We start from the raw sequence: 16,535 nt of genomic DNA on the forward strand, positions 1-16,535 counted from the left end.
ACACATTGGATGACAACCGGAGACGACGACCGATGCGAGGGCACGCTCGACCCCGCGCCGATCAGCGGTCGCAGCTTTCCAGCGATTGAAGTTGTCAGGTATGGCGACCGGAGATTGGGATCCCGAACGTGCGCATCTTCCGGTACAAAGTGGCTCTGCCTATTCCGAGTATTCTCGCCGCCTGCGTTCGATTGTTACCCACATCGCGAAGCGTTTCGATGATCAATTCACGTTCGACCCGTTCGTAGGTCGACAAACTGCGCCCGCCCGATTCCTTGACCAGCCAATCGGGAAGATCACCCGGCTGGATCTCCCCACCACGGACGGCCGCGGAGGCGGAGCGGAGCGCCCGCTCCAATCCCGCCACATTGTCCGGCCAGCGGTTCTTCATGAGCATCTGCATCGCGCTCGACGAGCATCGCAGGCCCCGCCCTCCTGGTTGCGAACCGAGCAGTGCGGGCACGATGTCGGTGAGGTCCTCGGGGCGGCGGCGCACGGGCGGCAGATGTACCGAGCAGGCTGTACCAGTCAGGCTCCGCTCCAGCTCCCCATCCAACGCATCCGGCACACGGACGGTCACGATCAGGCGGCCGGCCCGCTTATCGGAATCCGCACACATTGCCGCTCGGCTCACCAGATCCGACAGCTCGCCGGCGGGTGTTGGCCCGGTGCAGCGCAGGATGACCCCCCTCCCCTGCGTCAAGGTTCGGATGATTTCGTCGGCCACGTAATCACTCGATTCGACAACATGCGTCTTGCCGCGCTCGGAACCGATGCTCTGTACCTGTCGAGCCAGCGTGATCTTGCCGAGCCCTTCCTCTCCGAAGATCACGACCGGCTCGGGCTTGTTCACCTGCCGCCTGAGTTCATCAACAGCGCGCCGCCACAGCGCACTGCGGCCGGGCAGATCGACTGCGCTCGCCGTAGCGGCCGCGCTGCGCCGCCTGGCGCCACCCGGCGCAGCGATGTAGTCCAGGCGCATGACATAGCCGCGCTCCTTACCGAGGGTGGGCGTCACCGGCGTGCAGGTGACCATGCACGGCCCCGCACCCAACTGGATCGTGGCGACGAACTCACCGGTCGTTGTCTTCGACGTCGCGAATTCCCACAGCACGGTGTGGTCGTACGGCTGGATCACCCCCGTCGCGGCGGTATTGCTCAAGAAGATGTTCGCGGCGATCGCGACCACCGGTCCGTGGCATTTGGTCGACGCACGCCGGAACTCCTCCATCAGAGCGATCTCATGGGCGCTGGAGAAATGCGTCAAGCGAGTTTCGATATGCTTCACCGCCTCCAGCACCAAGGGCGCCATCAGCGGGTTGTAGTCGCCGACGAGCGTGGTCAAATCCAGCACGCCACGCAGTGCACTCGTGATCGGATGCCGGATCGGCGCGCCGACACACGACAGGTGCTGCATGTATTCGACGAAGTGCTGGTCTCCGTGCACGGTCGTGACCGACGCGTCTTCCAACGTGGTGCCGATGCCGTTGGTCCCCGCGAACTCTTCGGTGAACCAGACACCCGGAGCCGCTCCCGATATTCGCAGAGCCTTGTGCAGTGTCTGGACATCGCCGATGCGCTGGTCCACGATGCAGCCGTTCTCATCGGCGAGCATCAGACTCGCCGGCGCGCCGGACAATGCTTGCCCGAGCCGGTCGAGAACCGGCTGCGCCGCCCGCACGAGCGGCCGGTCGTCCAGACCGTCAGCAGAGTAAGGCAGTTCTTTCCGGCTGGTCCGCTGCAGACCGCAGGCCGAGGATCGATGCCATGAGACCGCGATACGGTCCGGGACCGAATCGGGAATTTCAATCGACTGGATGGGGCGTGACATCGGAGAACTCCACTCTGAGCTCGCTTGGGGCTACGTTTCGATACGCCGGTCCGGGACAGCCCGGGCGGTAGGAATCGACGAGTGCGCGTACGTCAACATGCGATCGAGTGCCCGAGCCGATCGCGTTTGGTTCGCAGATACGACAGGTTGTGCTCGGTGGCCTTCGTCGGAAGCGCAACCCGATTCGCCACGGTGATTCCGTGCTCGGACAATCCGGCACATTTCGCGAGATTGTTGGTGATCAGGTCGACTGCGCCGACACCCAGATGAGTCAAGATGGCCGCTCCCACACCGTAATCACGCGAATCGATCGGTAGCCCGAGGGCGAGGTTGGCATCGACGGTATCGAGCCCGGTGTCCTGCAGGGCATAGGCCTGTAGTTTCCGGCCGAGGCCGATACCGCGGCCCTCGTGACCGCGCATGTAGACCAGTACGCCGACGCCTTCAGCGTCGATCATACGCAGCGCGTCGCGCAGTTGAGAGCCGCAATCACAGCGCAGCGAACACATGATGTCGCCGGTAGCGCACTCGCTGTGCAGCCGTGCCAGCACCGGTTCCGTCGCGGTGGACGGATCACCACGGACCAGGACCAAGTGCTCGATCGCCGTTTCCGTGCTACGGAAGGCATAAGCCCGGAACACCCCGAATTCGGTCGGCAACATCGATTCACCGGCTACCTCGACGAGAGCCTCGCCGAGCACCTGCCGGCGATAGTGCACGATGTCGGCTACCGTCACCAGTTCCAGCCCGTGCCTTTGCGCGAACGCCCGCGCGCTGCCGCCGCGCATCATCGCACCGGAGGGGTCGACCAGTTCACTGATCAGGCCGGTCTCCGGCATTCCCGCCATCCGCAACAGGTCGATCGTCGCTTCCGTGTGGCCGGCGCGGCGCAACACCCCGCCTTCGCGATAACGCAGGGGAAACACATGACCCGGCCGCCGCAGCTGCTCCCCTCGCGTGCTGGGATCACCGAGGGATCGAATCGTGCGCGCGCGGTCCGCCGCGGACACCCCGGTCGACGTTTCGACGTGATCGACGCTCACGGTGAAGGCCGTCTGGTGACTGTCGGTGTTGTCCTCAACCATGAGCGGCAGTTCCAATGCGTCCAGGCGATCTCCGCGCATCGGGCAGCAGAGGATTCCCGTCGTGTGCGCGACCATGAATGCGACGCGGGATTCCGTGGCCGCCGATGCCGCCATCACCAGGTCGGCTTCGTTTTCGCGATTCGCGTCGTCCATGACCACCACCATCTCGCCACGGGCGAGGGCAGTCAGCGCGCGTGCCAGTGCTCCGTCCGGCTGCCGGGTTCCGGATCCCGTTGCTGCCTCAACCATTGTTCTCCGCCATCGGGGCGTGCAATCCGAAGGTGCCCTGGTGGTAGACGAGCGGGGGCACCGGCAGGTGATCCAACGCCGCGACATGCCCGAGCACGATGATGTGGTCGCCCCCTTCGACCATGCTCGCCACGTGGCAGGCCACCCACCCGCTCGCCTCGTCGATACGAGGAAGTCCGGAATCGACGTGCCAGGCTGTATCACTGATCTGCATTTTGTCGGTGCCCTTCTTCGCGAACGCCGCCGCGATGGCCGACTGATGCGCTGCCAGCACGTTGATGGCGAACCGTCGCGATTCGGTGATGTGGCGCAACAGGTCCGAGGATCGGTCGAGAGACACCACGACCATCGGTGGAGCGATGGACAGCGACATGAATGCACTCACTGTCGTTCCGTGCGGCCGATCCCCGTCGAAGGTCGACACCACCGCCACGGGCGTCGGTATCGACCCCATGACAGCTCGAAATCGTGTATCGGTGATCGGTACTTTCGCGCTCATCTCGCACAAACCTCCCATGCGGCGCTCATTTGATCAGGAATCCGGAATCGACGGGCAGACTGACTCCGGTGATATACCTGGCCTCGTCCGAGGCCAGGAAGACCACCGCATTGCTGACATCGACAGGTTCGACCCATGGGGTCGGCAACACGCTGACGGAAGTGAAGGCCGCCTTGGCCGACTCGAGCGTCGGATTCGGATTAGCCGGTTGGAACAGGCCCCATACGCGGTCGTTCTGGATCATGTCGGTGTTCACATTGGTGGGATTGACCGTGTTCACCCGGATCCAGTAGTCGCCGAGTTCCTTGGCCAGTGTCTTCATCAGCCCGACGACCCCGTGTTTAGAGGCGGTGTAAGGCGCGGCGTTCGCCAGACCCTTCAAGCCGGCGGTCGAACTGATCAGCACGATGGAACCGCCCGATCCCTGGCTCGTCATATGAGGCAGAGCCGCCTGAACCGTGTTCCAGACGCCGGTGAGATTGATATCGATGATGTCGCGCCAGCTGTCGGCACCGACCGACGTGACCGGATCGAGCTCGAGGATTCCGGCGTTGGCCACAACGATATCGAGGCGCCCCAAGACGTCGACCCCCTCGGCGACAGCCCCGTTCAACGCGTCCGCATCGCGGACATCTACCTGAACTGGAACGATTTTGCGGCCGTAGAACTCGACCTCGGCCACGGTCTGCTTCAGATCATCCGCGGTCGCAGGCGGGTAACAGGTCACCGATGGCACGGGACCGCACAGGTCGACGGCGATAATGTCGGCGCCTTCTTCGGCGAGGCGAACGGCGTGACTGCGGCCCTGGCCTCGCGCTGCCCCGGTGACGAAGGCGACTTTGCCCTCCAGACGGCGCATGGGTAAATCCTTCCGATTGATTACTTGCGATCAGGTGGAAGCGAACGGCCGAAACCTCTCTGCCAGAAGAGATTCGGCGTATCCGCCTCAATAAGATGTGCGATCGGGATTCATGCCGGGCAGCACCAAATGTCCACCGTCCACGGGCACTGCGATTCCAGTGACATCACAGGCTTCGTCAGAGGCGAGCCACAGGACTGCGTTACTTGTCGACTGCGACGACAGCAAACTGCGACCGGCCAGGGCAGACCAGTGGGCTGCGCCCGAACGACGGTCCTCGGCCGTGCCGTGATCGTGCCCAGCCATGAAGTTGCGCGCACCCTGCCAGTTGTTCATTTCGGTGCCGATGATTCCGGGGCAGATCGCGTTGCAGCGCACATTGTGGGGTGCGAGCTCCAACGCCGCGGACTTCATCAACCCCAGGACACCGTGCTTGGCGGCGGTGTAATGGGCATATCCCACACCGCCCTCCAAGCCGTTGATCGAGGAGACCAGCACGATGGATCCGGTTCTCCGCGCGATCATGTGCGGTGCTACCGCTTTAATTGTCCGCCACGCGCCGGTGAGATTGACATCGAGAATGTCCTGCCACTCCCCATCGGCGATTTCCCAGAACCGCCCGAGATTCCATACACCGGCATTCGCCACCACGACATCGAGTTGCCCGAATTCGGCGACCGTTTCCTCGACCACCTGCGCCAGCATCTCCGAGGACCGGACATCACAAGCGAAAGTCGTCACTCGCCGATCCAGCGCCTGGATCTCCGCACGAAGCGACTCCAATTCTTCGGCGCGTCCCAGGGGATACGGCACATGCTCGAGGTTGTCGGCGATATCGATCGCGACCACGTCGGCTCCGTGCTGGGCCAGAGTCAGCGCATGTGATCGCCCCTGTCCCCGTGCGGCGCCGGTGACCAAGACGGTCTTGCCGCTCATCCTGCCCATGCTGTCTCCTTCAAATACCCCTCGGCGCGAGGCTTTTCAGTGCGTGGCACGAATACCGGTGCGTGGCGAACTCGCTCAGATCCAGTTGGGTGCGACCTCGGTCATGTAGAGCTCGTGACTGCGCATCTGCACGTCGTGCGGCTTGGGACCGGAGTGCTGGAAGTGCACCAGATATTCGGGACCGTGCTGGCTGACCATCTTCTCGATGTGCCGGTTGACGTCGTCGGGCGTACCGACGAACTCGAACCCGCGCTCACGCAGAGTCGCGTAGTCCGAACCGATCGAACCGGTCTCGCCCTGGCGGCGGAAAACCTCGGAGAACCCGACAGGCCCGAACCAAGCCGGGAAGACGAAACCGTTGCCCCTTTCAGCCCAGTAGTGCGCCTCGTCGGCATCGCGGGCGACGAGAACATCGCGGAAGATACCGATCCGTTCCCCTCGTTTGAGGGAACCATGGCCCGATGCCTCCGCTTCTTCCTGGTACACGTCCATCAACCGGCTGATCATCGTCTCATCGGTGTTCATCAGGATCGGGACGATGCCCTCACGCGCGCAGAAGCGGAACGACTCCTCACTGAAGCTGAACGGCTGGAAAACCGGCGGATACGGCGACTGATACGGTTTGGGAGCGATCCCGACTTCCTTGACGATGCCGTTCTCGTCGAGCCCGGTGCCGTACAGGTTCACCGCCTCGTGGCCGAACTCCACATTCGCCGGTGGGATTTGCCAGTTTTCGGTCTGGATCGACACAGTGCGCTCGGTCCAGAGCTTCTTCATGATTTCCCAGTGCTCGACGAACCGGGCCCGGTTGGCCTGATCCTGCGCCGACTTGTCCGACGCGGTCGCGCCGACGTGATACCCCTGGCCCAGCACATCGGCCCAGCGCTTCTGGTACCCGCGAGCGATACCGGTGAATGCCCGGCCACGAGTCATGTGGTCCAACATCGCGATGTCTTCGGCGAGCCGAATAGGATTCTGGAACGGCAGCACGTTCGCCAGCTGACCCACCCGCAGGCGCTCGGTCTGCATACCGATGTAGAGATCCAGAAGAATCGGGTTGTTCGATTCCTCGAAACCCTCGATATGAAAATGGTGCTCGGTGAAGGCGACACCCCAGAAGCCGAGCGCGTCAGCCAGTTTCGACTGCTCGGAAATCTGCCACAGCATATTCTGGTAGTTCCGGTCGTTGACGCCGGCGAAACCACGCTTCAACTGATCGTAACTACCCACGACAGGCAGGTGGAAGAGAATATCTTTCATCGCGAATTACGCTCCTGTAGACGCGCCGAAGCCTCAGCATTTCATCGGCACTAGGTGATCGTTTACGGTCTTTTATGCGAGGGCGTCAGGGGCCGCCGCCTGCTCCCAGACACCCCGAACCGCAGCCGCCTGAGCGCTCGGTACCGCGAGTTGCCGCACACTGCGGTGCGGCACTCCCGCAGTACCGGCCTGAGGTCCAGACTGGGGAGGACATTGCTTGGAAGCATGAATCGACCATAAGGCGGTGATGTAGGTCGCATGCGTACCAAGTTGAGACAGTCCATACACTCCGACCGCGACAGCTCATACGCCGCGCACGAGCGACCGGGACGAGGGATCTGAGCGATGGGACCACGCCCAAGCGAGTCTCATGCGTTCCCCGGCTTCAACGAAACCCTCATCCGCTGTTTCATTGGCTACCGCCCCGACATCACTCTTGCCCCAGCAGCCCCAACAGTCACAACACCCAGCTGGATTCGAACCAGGAAAGCAGCGACATTTCCGCAGATAGAAGCGCTACAGGACCGAAAGCCAACTCACAGACAGCGAATGGCCAGAACCCATAAAGACCCTGACCAGGCATTATCAGAATTGTGGACCTGGCTGAGCGTTACGCGAAACGGGATGACCTGCGGAAACTCGAAAACCTCACCGCCGGAATCCAATCCGACAACCCTGAATCGAGGCAACGGCAGCGGAAAACAGCCACACCGGCGCAGGCCGAGCCAGCCCGGAACATCCAACGCCGACTCCCCCGCCACACCATCGACGAACTCGTCCACGCCTACCGCGACGGCGCAACTACCCTTCGAACTCGCCCGCCGATACATCATCTCCAAAACCGCGGTGCTGAACCTACTCACCAGAGAAGGCATCACCCGCCGGCACCAACCACTCAACGACACCGACATCGACCACCTCGAACGCCTCTACCTCGCCGGACACTCCCTCGCATCCTGCAGCCGACTGACCGGACACCCGCCAGCACGATCAAAGACGCACTCCACACCCGCGGCACCCCCATGCGCCCCGCCGGCGGCAACCCTAACAACCATCAACGACCCTGACACCCGGCGTCGACACGCCCGAACAAGTCACCAATTCGACGGCGCTAGCGAATATTCAGCAGTGTCCCGTAGGTGCGAACCTGGCCAGCGAACGCAAGCAACGCGGCCGCGGCCGCCTTACCGCGCGACACGCCACGCCGGAGGTGTGAGCAAGCCGGTCGTCGCCGCGATCGACAGGACCCGTGGGTCGGTTCACCGCGTGACCGGTTGTGGCACTTGACCAGCCAGCCCCCCGAATGGGCAAGGACACACTCTGGTGTGCTCGAAGTCCGAAACGAGGTCGCGTTACCGGGCCGCGAACGTCGCAGCGATGTCCGCGTGCTCTTCGCCGATGGCAGCCACATCGCCCTGGAAGTGCGGACTTACTCCCTCGCCATCGTCGGCACCCGCCGGCCGGATCGACCCGTCGAGCGCGAGCTGCTTCGTCGTTCTGCTGTCGCAGTCGGACAACACGCGCTACGCCGGGGTACCGCGTCACGGCGCCTCGACCTGAAGGTTTCCCGGCGCCGTTACCGCCGAGATGGCGCCACCACAGTGCAGGCAAAGGGCATCCGAATGCCGACCGGCAGGTGCTCCACCGACCTAACTCGGAAGCCCCAGGCTCGCCGAGACCGCCTTCGCGGCGCGCTCGCCGGAGGTGGCCGCGTCGGCGAGCGACGGCAGGTCGAGCTGGTAATCGCCAGCGAAATAGATGCTTTCGAGCGGGTCGCGCAGGGTCGGGAGCGTCGTGCGACGCCCGGGCGCCCAGAACGGAACGACGCGGTGGTGCCGGCGCAGTATGCCCTCCCCCAATTTCCCTTCCAGCTCGGGCAGGACCGTGAGCAGGTCGTCGGTGAATCGGGCGACGATCTCCTCGTCGGGCAGGTCGAGCAATGCGTCGGCCTTACCGCCGCCTGCGAAACAAGCCAGCGCCCCGCCAGGCTTGCGGTCGCTGCCGGTGCGCAGCGCCGCGGCGTGATTGAACACCGCCTGGAAGGACAGCTGGGGTGTGGAAATGGCGAAGTACTCGTCCCAGCGCTGCGGCCCGGCTTCATCGGTGAAGAAGCCGACAACGACGTACCGCCCGTAGGTGATGTCGTTGAACGCGTTGCGGTACCGCTGCGGAAGGTCCGGGATGATCCGCTCGCAGACGTCCGCGGGCGCGGTCACGATCGCTCGCCGGGCTCGCAACCGGGCCGGGCGATCGCCGGCGAGATAGTCGACGACGACGCCGTCACCGTCGCTGCGCACCGATTGCACCACGGAGTTCAGCCTGATTCGTTCCCCGAGATCTTCGGTCAGCACGTCGGTCAGGGTCTGATTGCCACCGGCGGGAAGGGAGAAGTTGGGGATCTTCTCGGGGTCGGCGAGTGCCAAACCGACCGAGGTGACGAATTGGGTGGCGGCCGTCTCGTGCAGATCGCATCCCATCCACTGCGCCGACCATGATCGGACGACCGAGCGAGCCAGTTCCGAACGCACTCCCTTCAGCAGATATGACGCGAGCTTGGTGTCGAGCCGGGCGCGAACTCGTTGGGCGACAGAGCTTTCCGATTCGAGGAACGGCGTCACCGCCAGGATGCGCGAGCCGACGAGGGCCAGGCCGAAACGGTCCAGCATGGTCATCCGGGTGCGGAACATGAGCGCGAACGGGTTCGAGGTGTCGACCGTCGCGCCGTTGAGGTGCAGCGCGATGCTCTTACCCGCGAGCGACCCCATCTCGATGCCGTGCCGGTCGAGTGCATCGATCAAAGTGCCGGTGCCCTCGGTGAACTGGGTACCGACGTTGATCCAATAGTCGCCCTGCCGAACGGTGTCGACGCGGCCACCGGTGCGATCGGTGGATTCGAGGACAACGGTGTCGGTGTGTTGTCCGAGCGTGGTCGCCGCGGTCAATCCCGCCATTCCGGCGCCGACGACGACTACGTCGGTGGTTTCTTCCACGACATCGTGGGTTTGCATGGTGACTCCTTACCGTGAAGCTTTCGTGAGGATCCGGTGCACCGCCGACGGCCCACGTGGGCCGTCGCGGCGATCGGCACCCGGGTCAAGGTCGGGCGGTGACCGCAGCGCCGGCACCGCCGAGCTGGGCGTCGACGCGCTTGTTGTGCGCGTCGAAGGCCCGATAGGCGCGGTAGTACGTGAACATCTGCAGGCCCCACGTCGACAGCGCGAGAATGTAGAAAATCGTGTGCTCGGAATCGTCACCCGGGATGTGCACGAAGTCGTAGATCGCGGCGATGAAAAACGCGCAGGCGGTGGCGATGCCGGCCCAGACCGCGTGGCGCCGCTCGCCGATATTCCACAGGCGCTTGACGAAATAGATCAGGAAGATCGTGGTGAGCACATTCACGACGATGTAGAAGATCTTGCCCGGGGCGCCGATATGGTCGGCGAACGTGCTGAGAACGAAGCCCACCACGGCGGCGAGCGCGAAGGCGCCGATGTCGACCGCGACGGACGGCTTGTATCGGTGGGTGACCTTCATCAGCCCCAGGACCAGAATCAGCGTGATGCCGACGGACCGGGAGAAGGCGTCGAGAAAGTAGGCGAAGTGGTACATCGGGCTGTCGTGACCCGCTTGGATGAGACCGTAGATCAGGAAGTTCGTTCCCGAGGTCGCCACGATCATCCACTCGATACCGAGCAGGTAGTTCTTGTAGTTCCGGATGAATGCGATCCCGCAGCTGAATCCGACAGCGATCATCCAGATGTCCGACACTGCGAACAGCAGCTCTCTGATGGACATGTATTTCTCCGTAGGTTGTGTGGAAGCTGACATCAGCCGACCGGCGGCGATGGCTCTTTCATGTCGTTTCGCCCGCTGGGACGACGGCGGTGCCGCGAGCGCGTACCGCGATCACGGGGGGCTGCAGAACCTGCGCGCGGCCGGTGTCATCACGGCCGCGGCAGAGCACCCGAAGTTCGAACTCGACTGTGCGACTGCGGTTTCCCTTCGCGACCAGCGTCGCCTCGGCTTCGACGACATCGCCGCCTCGGACCGGGGCGAGAAACTCGACGGACGAATATCCGGCGAACAAGCCCTCGTGGCCGTCCAATTCGATCGACAGATTCGTGCCGACGTCTCCGAACAGTTTCAGTGCGTAGGCGCCGTCGACGAGGTTGCCTGCGTAGTGCGCGTCGGAAAAGGCGACGTAGCGCCGATGGATCACGCGACTCATGCGATTTCCGAGTGGATCGGGCCGATGGTGCGAGAGCGCGCTTCACCGTCGATCTCGACGCCGGGATAACCGCGTTTGGCGATCTCGGTGCACATGCGGCGGTACTTGCCCACACCGCCCACGTACCCCAGGAAGGTGTTGGGTTTGCCGTCGATATTCGATCCGCGGTACCAGGATTCGGTGGTGGCGTAGAGGGTTTGGGCGACGGTCCCTTCAGTGATCTCCACCCACTCGTTCTCGGCCTCGGGAGTCGCCTCGATCATCGTGGCGCCGGTGTCGCGGGCGTGCTCGAGCAGGTCGGCGATCCAGTCGACGGCCTGCTCGATCGTCACCACCACGTTGCTCACCAGTGCGGGGCTCAACGGGCCGGCCACCATGAAGAAATTGGGGAAGTCGGCGGCCATGATGCCGAGGTAGGACCGGATGCCGTCGCGCCACGCGTCCTGCAGTTTCGCGCCGGACGCGCCGGTGAGGTCGAGTCCGTACAGCGGTCCGGTGAAGGCGTCGAACCCGATGGCCAGCACGATGGCGTCCACCTCGTAGGCGCCCCGGGAGGTGACGATCGCGTTCTCGGTCATCGTCTCGATCGGCTCGTCCCGCAGCGACACCAACGACACGTTCGGGCGGTTGTAGGTCTCGTAGTAGTCGGTACCGAACACGCTGCGCTTGGCGCCCAGCGGGTGATATTTCGGTACCAGCAGTTCGGCCGTGGCCGGATCCTTCACGATCTCGCGGATCTTGTCATGGATGAACTCCGACGCGGTCCGATTGGCCTCGGCATCGGTGAGCAGGTCGACGAATTCGGCGCCGACCCCCAGAAATCCGCTGCGTTCGTAAGCTTCCTCGTAGCGCCGCCGACGTTCCTCGTCGGAGACGTCGAAGGCTTTGTCGGTGACCGGCCGATCGGGAATTCCGCCGGGGGAATGTCGGCACTCCTCACGGATCGCCACATAGTCGTCTTTGACAGCGGCGACCTGGTCGGGGGCGAGTACACCGTTGCGGGCCGGCATCACATAGTTCGGAGTGCGCTGAAACACCGTGAGATGCTCGGCGACTTCCGCGATCAACGGAATCGCTTGCACGCCGGACGATCCGGTGCCGATCACGGCCACGCGCTTGCCGGCGAGGTCGTCGAGCGAGATGTTCCACCGGCTGGTCGACACTCGCAGCCCGGTGAAGTTCTCCAGCCCCGGCACATCGAAGTCCTTAGGAGCGGACAGGCCGCCCGCGCCCGAGATCAGGTATCGGCCGCGACGCGTCTCGCCGTTGTCCAGCCGCACTTCCCACAGTCGGTCGCCCGCGTTCCACGTAGCACCGACCACACGCGTGTCGAACGTGAAGTACTTGCGCAGGTCGAAACGATCGGCGACGTGCTCCAGATACCTGAGGATCTCCGCCTGCGGAGCGAACCGCTCGCTCCAAGTCCATTCCTGTTGCAGCGCTTCGTCGAACGAGTACGAGTAATAGATGCTCTCCACGTCGCAGCGGGCACCGGGATAGGTGTTCCAGAACCACGTGCCGCCGACACCGGGGCCGGCCTCGAAGCCCGCGAAGGTCCACCCGGCGGTCGTGAGCCGGTGCGAAAGGTAAAGGCCACTGAAGCCGGCGCCCACGCAGAGTACGTCGACAATTTCGGCGGCCGAGGCGGCAGTGGGAGTGGAGGGGTTCATGGAAATTGCTGCTTTCATCCGAAGTAGTCATATGTCCCGGTCAATTGACTCAGATGCTAGTAGAGCAGTGGTGCCAGTCACAGTCAAGTGGTTGGATAGCATTCGAAGCGATTTTCCCACCTGCGACGTTGCAACTCCCGGCAAGTTGGTCATATGACTCCGTCATACGACCTCGAATCGAATTCGCCCTGCACCAGGCGATCAAGTCACCGACCCGCCCGCGCTCTTGACACGGGCATGTAATGACGGTCACACTTCACGGAACTCGACGAGTACTCGTCGAGTTTCCCGCAGGGACCACCTCTCACTCGGTCACGACCTTCCTGCGGCTCCTTCTTCGACAGGGCGCCCCTTTCACCGCGGGTTCATCGAGCCGTTGTCGAAGTCATTCCCGGAGAAAGCGAATTCGCATGAACTACACACGAATTGCCGCGTCCATTGCCAGCGGGACAGCGGTCGTCGGCCTCGCGTGCGGAACGGCCCATGCCACTTCCGATCGGCCCGACGCCCCCCAACCGATCGAGCCTGCCGCATCCCTGCATACAACCCCGGCGCCCGGCATCGACTACACCGGAAATGCCGACGACAGTTCGGTTTTCGTTACCACACCGTTCGGCTCGCTGACAACGAGGGGGAACCAGTTCCAGGTACTCGACCAGCTCGGCGGGTACGTCGCCGGACAACCACTGACCCGTGGGGTCGACCCTGCACAATGGCCGTTGGCGGCCCGGCCGCAGCAGGACGACTACAGTGCCGATGATGTGACATCCTCACCGCCGACTTCTGCTGTCCCGGAACCGAATCGGCAGATCGACGCGAGCGCCGATTTCAACGCGGCGTTGGGTCAGGCCGCCGTGCAATTCGGTCTAGCCACCGGCGTGGGCACGCTGGCGGGCGGTGTGGTCGGTATGGGGCTCGGTTGCGTAGGAGGGGCGCTGACCGGCGGCTTCCTCGCTATTCCGACGGGGCCGATCGCCGCGCCGGCAGCGGCACTGGGCTGCGTCATGGGCGCCTCGCTGGGCGCCGGGATCGGCGGGGTGACAGGTGCCGCGCTGCTCGGAATTCCGGTCGGCGTCGCCAGCGCGGTTCAGATGTCCAACTCGCTGCATGCTGCCGGCGACATCTGAGGCCCGGACGGCATTGGCAGGCCCCGGGGCGGGAGGGTTTCGTCCCGGGGCTCGCAATTATCCGGATCAGCACCCAATCGGCACGCCATGGAGCCGGTACCGATCCAGCACGCCGCCACAGCGATTCACTCCCGCGAATGCAGTTGTGTTCCAACCTGATTCAGAGTGGAAGATCCGGCGAATCGACGCCGACCACCCGGTCACCGCAGAAGACTCGCACCGATTCCGCAGGGCCGTGGCCACCGATGCCCGCCGATCCCCAGAAACTCTGCGCGGAGTCGTCGCCGAGATCGGCGACCTTGGCGCCGTTGATCCGCACCTCGCCGGACAGGATTCGCGCGCCGACGTCGATGGCTCGGTCGGTGTTACCCCCGAAGACATAGGCATCCAGGCCGGACGGGTTCGCGTTGGCCACGTGCAGCGCCTCCTCGTCGGAGTCGACGGCGTGCAGGGTCACGACCGGACCGAACAGTTCCGAGGTGGCCTCGGCCCCCTCGATTCCGGTGGCGATGGTCGGGGAAAGGAAGAATCCCCCGAGTTCGGGCAGCCGAGCCGCCTGGTGAATGCTCGCACCCTTGGCTCGGAGCTCACCGATCCGGTGCTGCAAGGTCGCGAAATGAGGCGCATTCGAGATCGGGCCGAGCTCGACGCTGTCGTCCAATGAATGGCCTATCGCGATTTTCGCGATCCGCTCGTTCAGCGCTTCCACCAGGGGTTGCACCAGACTCCGGTGCGCCAGAACCTTGCCCGGTCCTTCACACCACTGGCCGTTGAGCTTGGTCATCCCCTCGAAGATGCCGTCGGCCGCGACGTCGATATCGGCATCATCGAGGACCAGCGCCGGATTGTTGCCGCCGAGCTCCAATTGCAGGACCTTGAAATCCTCGGCCGCCGCGCGTGCGATGGCGCGCCCGGCATGCGGGCCGCCGGTGAACGACACGATCTTCACTCGTGGGTCTCCGGTGATCGCGGCCCCGACCTCACCGCGCCCATGTACGAGTTGCACAGTGCCGCTTGGCAATCCGGCTTCGACAAAGCACTCGACGACGATCTGCGCGCTGCTCGGTGCGTGTTCCGAGGGCTTCAGGATGACCGGGCATCCGGCCGCCACCGCGCTGACCATCTTGGCCGCGGGAATGAAACTGGGACCGTTCCACGGCGTGAGGATCGCCGCCGGACCCCACGGGATCTTGTGCAGGCGAACGTCTCGGCCGCCGGCGGCCAAGGCGCGCACCCGCGGGATGGTTCGCAGGTCCGTCGCGGTGGCCCGGATGCGCGCGGGCAGGAAGGCCGCCGCCTTGCGGGTGTCACCGATCGGTACTCCGCTGGTCATGGCGTCGGTGCGCGCGATGTCCTCCACACGCCCTTCGATCAGGTCGGCAACACGCTCCAGGATTTCGGCGCGCTCCTCGCGAGCCGCATCGTTCCAGCATCCACCGAGGTAGGAACGCTCGGCGTGGGCAAGTGCTCGTTCCACATCACGGTCGCTGGTGGTGACGGATCGGTGCAGATGCTCGCGGGTATTGGGGTCGAGGTTCCATTCGCCCGCGATCGTGTCGCATTCGATCCAGCTGTCGGCGATGTAGTTGACCGGCTCGGGGATCGACATCGTCGGATTCGTCATTCGATAACACCTCTACATTCGGGATAGGTTTCGGTACAAGGGGATTCAGGCCGCTACTGCTCCATATCGACCACGACGCGGGTCACGTCGCCGGATCGCATCGCCTCGAAGCCCTTGTTGATCTCGCCGAAAGGGATCACCTGCGTCACCATCTCGTCGAGCAGCAGCCGCCCCTGCAGATACAGCTGGGCGAACTGCGCGATGTCTTGCCGTGCCTGCCCCGACCCCATATACGAGCCGATCACGCGCTTCTCGCCGAAGAAGAAGTCCGACGCGGGCAGCGTCAGCTGCGTGCCGTCCGGCGCGATGCCCACCAGACAGGCGGTGCCGGTCGGCCGCAGCACCGCCAGCGCGGTGGCCGCGGTACGGGCGGAACCGACTGCTTCGAAGGAATAGTCGACCCCATCGCCCAGCACATTCCGGATCTCGGCAGCCACGTCGGCGACACCACCGTCGACCACATGGGTTGCTCCGTAGCCGCGCGCCGCCGCCAGCCGGGCCTCGTCCAGATCGACCGCGACGACAGCGGAAGCACCGGCCAGGCGTGCGCCCTGGATGATGGCCGAACCGACTCCGCCGCAACCGATTACCGCAACCGTACTGCCCGGACGAACCTGCGCTCCTCGGAACACCGCCCCGACGCCGGTGATGACGCAGCACGACAGGAGGCATCCCACGTGGAGCGGCACCGCGTCGGGCACCTTCACCAGCGCGTTCTCCCGCATCAGGATGTGCCGTGAGAATGCGCCCACATCGCCGAGCCGTTCGACCGGCTGTCCACTGGGCAGCTGGTAGGCGGGCCGGGGACGGCGACGGATTTCGTCGACACGCTGACACTGTGTCGAGCGGCCTGCTTCGCAGTTGACGCAACGGCCGCAGGACGGCGTGAGGGCGCCGACGACCCGGTCCCCCGGCAGCAATCCGGACACCGCCGAACCGACCGCCTCGACCACACCCGCCACCTCGTGGCCCACGACCACCGGTAGCTCGGTCTGCACGGTCCCGGTCATATAGTGCAGATCGCTATGGCACAAGCCCACATTCGAGACCGCGACGCGCACCTCGTTCGGTTCGGGGTCGTCCACCTGGATCGTGGTGAGTTCCAATGGTTCGTCGATCGCGGTGAGCACCGCGGCTTCCGTGTTGATCATGGTCTGT

General features: G+C 64.2%; 14 protein-coding genes. 1 reads left to right on the plus strand and 13 read right to left on the minus strand.

The features are described from left to right. Window positions 1-94: 94 nt before the first annotated feature. The 11 genes from NMI01S_RS17495 to NMI01S_RS17545 form a co-directional block, all read right to left on the minus strand. Window positions 95-1,831 (minus strand): sigma-54-dependent Fis family transcriptional regulator, encoded by a 1,737-nt coding sequence (locus NMI01S_RS17495; protein WP_062998440.1) that lies wholly within the window; start codon window positions 1,829-1,831, stop codon window positions 95-97. A 92-nt stretch (window positions 1,832-1,923) separates the two neighbouring features. After that, window positions 1,924-3,165, minus strand: coding sequence for a bifunctional 3,4-dihydroxy-2-butanone-4-phosphate synthase/GTP cyclohydrolase II (locus NMI01S_RS17500; protein ID WP_062998442.1), 1,242 nt, complete (start codon window positions 3,163-3,165; stop codon window positions 1,924-1,926). Next, the gene (locus tag NMI01S_RS17505; RefSeq protein WP_369689914.1) at window positions 3,158-3,682 is read right to left on the minus strand and encodes a flavin reductase family protein; all 525 of its coding nucleotides are present in this window, start codon (window positions 3,680-3,682) and stop codon (window positions 3,158-3,160) included. The genes NMI01S_RS17500 and NMI01S_RS17505 overlap by 8 nt, the downstream gene beginning before the upstream one ends. 7 nt (window positions 3,683-3,689) lie before the next feature. Next, complete coding sequence (locus NMI01S_RS17510) at window positions 3,690-4,523, minus strand: mycofactocin-coupled SDR family oxidoreductase (RefSeq protein WP_062998444.1); 834 nt, start codon at window positions 4,521-4,523, stop codon at window positions 3,690-3,692. Window positions 4,524-4,610: 87 nt separating this feature from the next. After that, window positions 4,611-5,468, minus strand: coding sequence for a mycofactocin-coupled SDR family oxidoreductase (locus NMI01S_RS17515; RefSeq protein ID WP_062998446.1), 858 nt, complete (start codon window positions 5,466-5,468; stop codon window positions 4,611-4,613). 75 nt (window positions 5,469-5,543) lie between these two features. Continuing rightward, on the minus strand, window positions 5,544-6,728 hold the full coding sequence (locus NMI01S_RS17520) for an LLM class flavin-dependent oxidoreductase (RefSeq protein ID WP_062998448.1): 1,185 nt from the start codon (window positions 6,726-6,728) through the stop codon (window positions 5,544-5,546). A 536-nt stretch (window positions 6,729-7,264) separates the two neighbouring features. Further along, window positions 7,265-7,639: a hypothetical protein gene (locus NMI01S_RS17525; RefSeq protein ID WP_157126228.1), complete on the minus strand. Its 375-nt coding sequence runs from the start codon at window positions 7,637-7,639 to the stop codon at window positions 7,265-7,267. Between the two features lie 738 nt (window positions 7,640-8,377). Beyond that, entirely contained in the window at window positions 8,378-9,736 is a 1,359-nt protein-coding gene (locus tag NMI01S_RS17530; RefSeq protein ID WP_062998452.1) for a flavin monoamine oxidase family protein, read from the minus strand. 85 nt (window positions 9,737-9,821) lie between these two features. After that, window positions 9,822-10,523 carry a hypothetical protein gene (locus NMI01S_RS17535; protein ID WP_062998454.1) on the minus strand — a complete coding sequence of 234 codons (702 nt, stop codon included), beginning with the start codon at window positions 10,521-10,523 and terminating at the stop codon, window positions 9,822-9,824. 58 nt (window positions 10,524-10,581) lie between these two features. After that, entirely contained in the window at window positions 10,582-10,956 is a 375-nt protein-coding gene (gene kal / locus NMI01S_RS17540) for a 3-aminobutyryl-CoA ammonia lyase (RefSeq protein WP_062998456.1), read from the minus strand. Further along, window positions 10,953-12,626 carry a flavin-containing monooxygenase gene (locus NMI01S_RS17545; protein WP_062998458.1) on the minus strand — a complete coding sequence of 558 codons (1,674 nt, stop codon included), beginning with the start codon at window positions 12,624-12,626 and terminating at the stop codon, window positions 10,953-10,955. Before NMI01S_RS17545 ends, kal begins: the two co-directional genes overlap by 4 nt. Before the next feature lie 410 nt (window positions 12,627-13,036). On the opposite strand from NMI01S_RS17545, the gene NMI01S_RS17550 reads away from it, so the two are divergent. Continuing rightward, complete coding sequence (locus NMI01S_RS17550) at window positions 13,037-13,753, plus strand: DUF8020 domain-containing protein (RefSeq protein WP_062998460.1); 717 nt, start codon at window positions 13,037-13,039, stop codon at window positions 13,751-13,753. A 160-nt stretch (window positions 13,754-13,913) separates the two neighbouring features. Here the strand turns inward: NMI01S_RS17550 and NMI01S_RS17555 are convergent, their stop codons facing one another. Then, the gene (locus NMI01S_RS17555; RefSeq protein WP_062998462.1) at window positions 13,914-15,377 is read right to left on the minus strand and encodes an aldehyde dehydrogenase family protein; all 1,464 of its coding nucleotides are present in this window, start codon (window positions 15,375-15,377) and stop codon (window positions 13,914-13,916) included. 53 nt (window positions 15,378-15,430) lie between these two features. After that, the gene (locus NMI01S_RS17560) at window positions 15,431-16,528 is read right to left on the minus strand and encodes a Zn-dependent alcohol dehydrogenase (RefSeq protein ID WP_062998464.1); all 1,098 of its coding nucleotides are present in this window, start codon (window positions 16,526-16,528) and stop codon (window positions 15,431-15,433) included. Window positions 16,529-16,535: the final 7 nt, after the last annotated feature.

The sequence above is a fragment of the Nocardia mikamii NBRC 108933 genome (genome assembly GCF_001613505.1).
Classification (GTDB): domain Bacteria; phylum Actinomycetota; class Actinomycetes; order Mycobacteriales; family Mycobacteriaceae; genus Nocardia; species Nocardia mikamii.

Coding starts and splice junctions, on each gene's coding strand:
- NMI01S_RS17495 (WP_062998440.1), bottom strand. CDS start 1,831: ATGTCACGCCCCATCCAGTCGATTGAAATTCCCGATTCGGTCCCGGAC.
- NMI01S_RS17500 (WP_062998442.1), bottom strand. CDS start 3,165: ATGGTTGAGGCAGCAACGGGATCCGGAACCCGGCAGCCGGACGGAGCA.
- NMI01S_RS17505 (WP_369689914.1), bottom strand. CDS start 3,682: ATGGGAGGTTTGTGCGAGATGAGCGCGAAAGTACCGATCACCGATACA.
- NMI01S_RS17510 (WP_062998444.1), bottom strand. CDS start 4,523: ATGCGCCGTCTGGAGGGCAAAGTCGCCTTCGTCACCGGGGCAGCGCGA.
- NMI01S_RS17515 (WP_062998446.1), bottom strand. CDS start 5,468: ATGGGCAGGATGAGCGGCAAGACCGTCTTGGTCACCGGCGCCGCACGG.
- NMI01S_RS17520 (WP_062998448.1), bottom strand. CDS start 6,728: ATGAAAGATATTCTCTTCCACCTGCCTGTCGTGGGTAGTTACGATCAG.
- NMI01S_RS17525 (WP_157126228.1), bottom strand. CDS start 7,639: ATGTCGGTGTCGTTGAGTGGTTGGTGCCGGCGGGTGATGCCTTCTCTG.
- NMI01S_RS17530 (WP_062998452.1), bottom strand. CDS start 9,736: ATGCAAACCCACGATGTCGTGGAAGAAACCACCGACGTAGTCGTCGTC.
- NMI01S_RS17535 (WP_062998454.1), bottom strand. CDS start 10,523: ATGTCCATCAGAGAGCTGCTGTTCGCAGTGTCGGACATCTGGATGATC.
- kal (WP_062998456.1), bottom strand. CDS start 10,956: ATGAGTCGCGTGATCCATCGGCGCTACGTCGCCTTTTCCGACGCGCAC.
- NMI01S_RS17545 (WP_062998458.1), bottom strand. CDS start 12,626: ATGAACCCCTCCACTCCCACTGCCGCCTCGGCCGCCGAAATTGTCGAC.
- NMI01S_RS17550 (WP_062998460.1), top strand. CDS start 13,037: ATGAACTACACACGAATTGCCGCGTCCATTGCCAGCGGGACAGCGGTC.
- NMI01S_RS17555 (WP_062998462.1), bottom strand. CDS start 15,377: ATGACGAATCCGACGATGTCGATCCCCGAGCCGGTCAACTACATCGCC.
- NMI01S_RS17560 (WP_062998464.1), bottom strand. CDS start 16,528: ATGATCAACACGGAAGCCGCGGTGCTCACCGCGATCGACGAACCATTG.